We start from the raw sequence: 4,012 nt of genomic DNA, 5'->3' as shown, positions 1-4,012 counted from the left end.
GTCGATCTGCCCTTCCTCGACGTCGTCCGCCACTTCGCGGGTGCGTGACCCGCTCCTCGATCGTCAGCTCTTGGCGAGGAAGTCCTTCGCTCCCCCGACGTACTCGGTGTGGCCGGTGGGGACCTCGGCAGTGGCCATCCGAACGATCTCCGCGGCGAACTCGGACACCGAGTAGAGCCGGCCCGCCTCCTCGCGGCGTGCCTCGATGGCACCGGGGGTGGCCCGGTCGAGGAGAGTGGCGGTGACGGTTCCCTCGATCATGTCGCCGGACACCACCACCAGCGAAATGCCCCGGTCCTCCAGCTCGGGGAGGAGATTCCGCAGCGCGTCCTCACCCGCGCGCTTGCTCCGGGCCACCGGCACATAGGCCTCCATCGTCTCGACGGTGTCGATGAAGTGCGCCTGGTGGCTGGTGACGAAGACGATGCGCGATCCGGCGGGCATGACGTTCGACGCGGCCTTCACCATGTCGACCTGCGCATCGCGGTTGAGCCTCAGCGCGTAGTCCTCGCCCATGGTGGTCTCCATGCCACCGGACGCATTGAGGATCAGCAGGTTCAGCGCCCCGAAGTTCTCCTGGGCAGCCGCGATCAATGCGGCTGCGCCCTCAGGAGCAGTGAGATCCGCTCCGACCGCCACGGCTTTCCCTCCGGCGGCCTCGATCGTTGCGACCACCTTATTGGCCCGCGGTGCCTTCTGGCGGTAGTTCACCACTACCGAGGCGCCTTCGGCCGCCAGGAGCTGGGCGACGTCGGCCCCGATCCCCCGTGATGACCCTGTGACGATTGCTCCTGTGCCGTTCAACGTACCCATATGTTTTTCCTCTTCCGGATTCGTGCGAAGTGTTCGGGATTGTCCTGCGGTAGTGGTGCCCGGCTGGTCCTGGGCGGGCGCCCCTAGTGACCCATGCCGAGGCCGCCGTCGACGGGAATCACGGCGCCCGAGATGTAGGCGGCGTCCTTGCCCGCGATCCACGTGACAACCTTCGCCACCTCTTCCGGGGAGGCGAAACGGCCGGCGGGAATGGTGGACAGGTAGTTCTTCCGGGTGTCCTCGGGAAGCGTTGCCGTCATGTCGGTGTCGATGAAGCCGGGCGCCACCACGTTGGCGGTGATACCGCGGGAGCCGAGTTCCCGGGTGAGCGACCGTGCGATCCCCACCAGCCCGGCTTTCGATGCGGAGTAGTTGATCTGGCCGGGTGCCCCGTACAGTCCCGTCACCGACGAGATCAGGACAACGCGCCCCCTGCGCAGCCGCATCATGCCCTTGGACGCCCGCTGGACCACCCGGAACGCACCCGTGAGGTTGGTATCGATCACGTCGGTGAAGTCGGCTTCGCTCATGCGCAGCAGCAAGGTGTCGCGCGTGATGCCTGCGTTGGCGACGAGAACCTCGACGGGACCGTGTGCTGCCTCCACCTCGGTGAACGCAGCGTCGATCTGCTCCATGCTGGTGACGTCGGCCCGAACGCCCAGCATCCCTTCCGGGACTTCCCCGCTCCGGTAGGTGACGGCAACCTTGTCGCCGTCGGCGAGGAATGCCTGCGCGATGGCGAGGCCGATCCCCCGGGTCCCGCCCGTCACCAGGACGCTCCGTCCCCCCTGCGTATCCGTGCTCCGGTTTTCCGCCTGCACAAGGCCCTCCGCTTCTTCGGACACATTGTGCCCACCTAGACGTTGTCAAAGTATCCCGTCGATCCTAGCGGCGAGCCTCCCAACTTTAACAAAGGGCCCTGCGGTGAGACAATAGATGCAGTCCCTATGGAGTGTGATGAGTAAGCAAACAAGGCAGCGCAAGCACAACTCGGATGTCCACAACATTTCCGACGCACGCGAATCCCACACCGACGAGATGCGCTCGCGGATGATCAAGTACTCGGTTTCCATGGGCATCCGCCTCGTCTGTTTTGTCCTCGTGTTCGTGGTGGAGGGCTGGCTCCAGTGGGTCATGATCGCCGGAGCTGTTTTCCTGCCCTACTTCGCCGTGATCTTCGCCAACGGCGGCAGTGATACGAGCGACATTCGCCATAGCGACGCGCTCCTCGATCGGGCGCCGGTACGCGAGATCGAAGCCAGGGTGAGCGACGCCGCGCCCGACTCTCCGGACGACGTCCTGTCCGGTGAGATCGTCGACGAAGGACACTCACGGCATGCCTGACCGACCGGCTCTCAACGTCCTCGACGCCCTCGGGGGAAGCCACCTACCAGCCCCCGATCCCGGTTCCGCCGTCTGCTCACGGAAGGGCTGCCGCGCCGACGCCGGCTGGCAGCTGCTCTGGAACAACCCCCGCATCCATACTCCCGAGCGGCGCAAGGCCTGGGCGTCCTGCGGCGAGCATGTCGGATGGTTCGAGGACTACCTGCAGACCCGCGGACTGTGGAAAGAGACGGTGCCGCTGGGCGCGCCTCCGCCGTCAGGCAGTGCCGCCGCACCGGAAGGCGCATAGGTGTACCGCTTCCTTCTGTCCCCGCGCTGGTTGGCGTGGCTCGCTCTCGTCGTCGTCCTCGCCGCTGCCTGCGCGGGCCTCGGCAACTGGCAGATGGACCGCCGGGACCTCGCCGTGGCCGAGATCCAGCGCATCGAGGCGAACTATGAGAGTGCGCCGGTGCCGTACGACGCCGGCGACAGTTCCTTCGACTCCTACTCGACCGACCGGGAATGGACGCCGGTAGTGCTTCAGGGAGTATATGACACCGACAACGAGGTCATCGTCCGGAACCGTCCCCTGAACGGCCGGCCGGGTTATGAGGTGCTGACGCCGCTTCGGCTCGACGACGGCACTGCCGTCATCATCGACCGGGGCTGGCTGCCGATCGGCAACGAGGAAGCCGGCAGACCCGACACCGTCCCCGCGCCCTCCGACGGTGAAGTGACGGTGATCGCACGCGTCCGGCCCGGCGAGCCCGCGGTCGACCGCGGTGCTCCCGAGGGTCAGATCCCCTCGATCGATCTTGCCGGGTACGCCGAACGCCTCGACTATCCGGTGCAGACCGGCGCCTACGGTCTGATGGCCTCGGAAAGCCCGGCCGCCGCCGTCGCGCCGATCCAGTTTCCCAAGCCCTCGGTCAACGAGGGCCCGCACCTTTCCTACTCGATGCAGTGGTTCGCGTTCGGCGTGCTCCTCTTCGTCGGTCTCGGCTACGCCGCGCGCCAGCAGCACCTCGTCGACACCGAGGAAGAGGACGATGCCGGGATGCGCAGGACTTCCCCAAATCCGCGTGCGCGGAAACGTGCAACCCGGCGGAGGCCTACATCGGAGGAAGAGGAAGACGCCATCCTCGATGCGCGGGGCATTTCCTAGGGTATGTCCATCGGTGCGCCGAAGCGGTACCTCAGGAATGCTCGTGAAAGCGTCCGAAGCGTCGATCCTGATGACTCCAGCAGAGAGCCCTCATTCGTCGTCGGACTCGGGTGTTTCCACGACGAGTAGCCCGGTTTGATTGTTCAGCCTCAGGGCGGAGGATACGGTGATGCCGGGAAGGGGTCCTGGTCTCGCCTGACCTCCGTCAGGGGCAATCCAATGACCGACTTCTTCACCATCCAGCCCGGGGAGACCGCGGCTCCTTTGACACCACACGCGCGGCTTATGTGGGGGAAGTACTCGCTGCGAAGTCACTGAGGTGATGCCCGTCGTGGACAGGGTGACCGAGAGGGACGCAAGATGTATCGGCGACAGTACGCCACGCTTTTCCCGCGACGCACCATTCCCCACACCCTGTAGCCGGCGCGACCGGCCGTTACACAGGACACATCCGGGCCCGAGCGCTCCGCACTATGGCCGGCAGGACCCAGGTGACGAGCTTTGCCTGCGTGCAGCCTGTGCTCTGGCTGTACGTAGCCCGGCAACTGGCTGCCGGGTTGGACAGCACCCCCCTGCGGTCTGACACGGTGAAACTATGGACGACTTCTTCACCGCATCGCTGCCCATCATCGCCGTGACTGCTGCGGTGGTGGCCGCCGTCGTGCTCGCCTGGCTGATCCGGCGGGTCGCCGCCCGCCTACTCCGGCACGT

Annotated in this window: 5 protein-coding genes; 3 read left to right on the top strand and 2 right to left on the bottom strand. The window is 66.1% G+C overall.

Going from position 1 to position 4,012, the window contains the following annotated elements:
* Nucleotides 1–63: 63 nt before the first annotated feature.
* Complete coding sequence (locus tag Y705_RS0114560) at nt 64–813, bottom strand: SDR family oxidoreductase (protein WP_026533385.1); 750 nt, start codon at nt 811–813, stop codon at nt 64–66.
* Nucleotides 814–896: 83 nt separating this feature from the next.
* On the bottom strand, nt 897–1,658 hold the full coding sequence (locus Y705_RS0114555; protein ID WP_444826194.1) for a beta-ketoacyl-ACP reductase: 762 nt from the start codon (nt 1,656–1,658) through the stop codon (nt 897–899).
* 112 nt (nt 1,659–1,770) lie between these two features.
* Here Y705_RS0114555 and Y705_RS20310 point away from each other — a divergent pair, with 112 nt between their 5' ends.
* Genes Y705_RS20310 through Y705_RS0114540 form a run of 3 tightly spaced genes read left to right on the top strand, consistent with a single transcriptional unit; the run spans nt 1,771 to nt 3,301 of the window.
* Nucleotides 1,771–2,157: a DUF3099 domain-containing protein gene (locus tag Y705_RS20310; RefSeq protein ID WP_253908642.1), complete on the top strand. Its 387-nt coding sequence runs from the start codon at nt 1,771–1,773 to the stop codon at nt 2,155–2,157.
* Nucleotides 2,150–2,446, top strand: a complete 297-nt coding sequence (locus Y705_RS0114545) for a hypothetical protein (protein WP_026533383.1) — start codon at nt 2,150–2,152, stop codon at nt 2,444–2,446. Before Y705_RS20310 ends, Y705_RS0114545 begins: the two co-directional genes overlap by 8 nt.
* The gene (locus Y705_RS0114540; protein ID WP_026533382.1) at nt 2,447–3,301 is read left to right on the top strand and encodes an SURF1 family cytochrome oxidase biogenesis protein; all 855 of its coding nucleotides are present in this window, start codon (nt 2,447–2,449) and stop codon (nt 3,299–3,301) included.
* Nucleotides 3,302–4,012: the final 711 nt, after the last annotated feature.

It is taken from the genome of Arthrobacter sp. H41, from assembly GCF_000520535.1.
Lineage (GTDB): Bacteria > Actinomycetota > Actinomycetes > Actinomycetales > Micrococcaceae > Arthrobacter_D.
The sequence above is the reverse complement of the archived record's forward strand: the minus strand, read 5'-3'. Positions and strand labels throughout refer to the sequence as shown.

Excerpts from the sequence above, each read along its gene's own strand:
- Y705_RS20310 (WP_253908642.1), top strand. The coding sequence starts at position 1,771 with ATGAGTAAGCAAACAAGGCAGCGCAAGCACAACTCGGATGTCCACAAC.
- Y705_RS0114545 (WP_026533383.1), top strand. The coding sequence starts at position 2,150 with ATGCCTGACCGACCGGCTCTCAACGTCCTCGACGCCCTCGGGGGAAGC.
- Y705_RS0114560 (WP_026533385.1), bottom strand. The coding sequence starts at position 813 with ATGGGTACGTTGAACGGCACAGGAGCAATCGTCACAGGGTCATCACGG.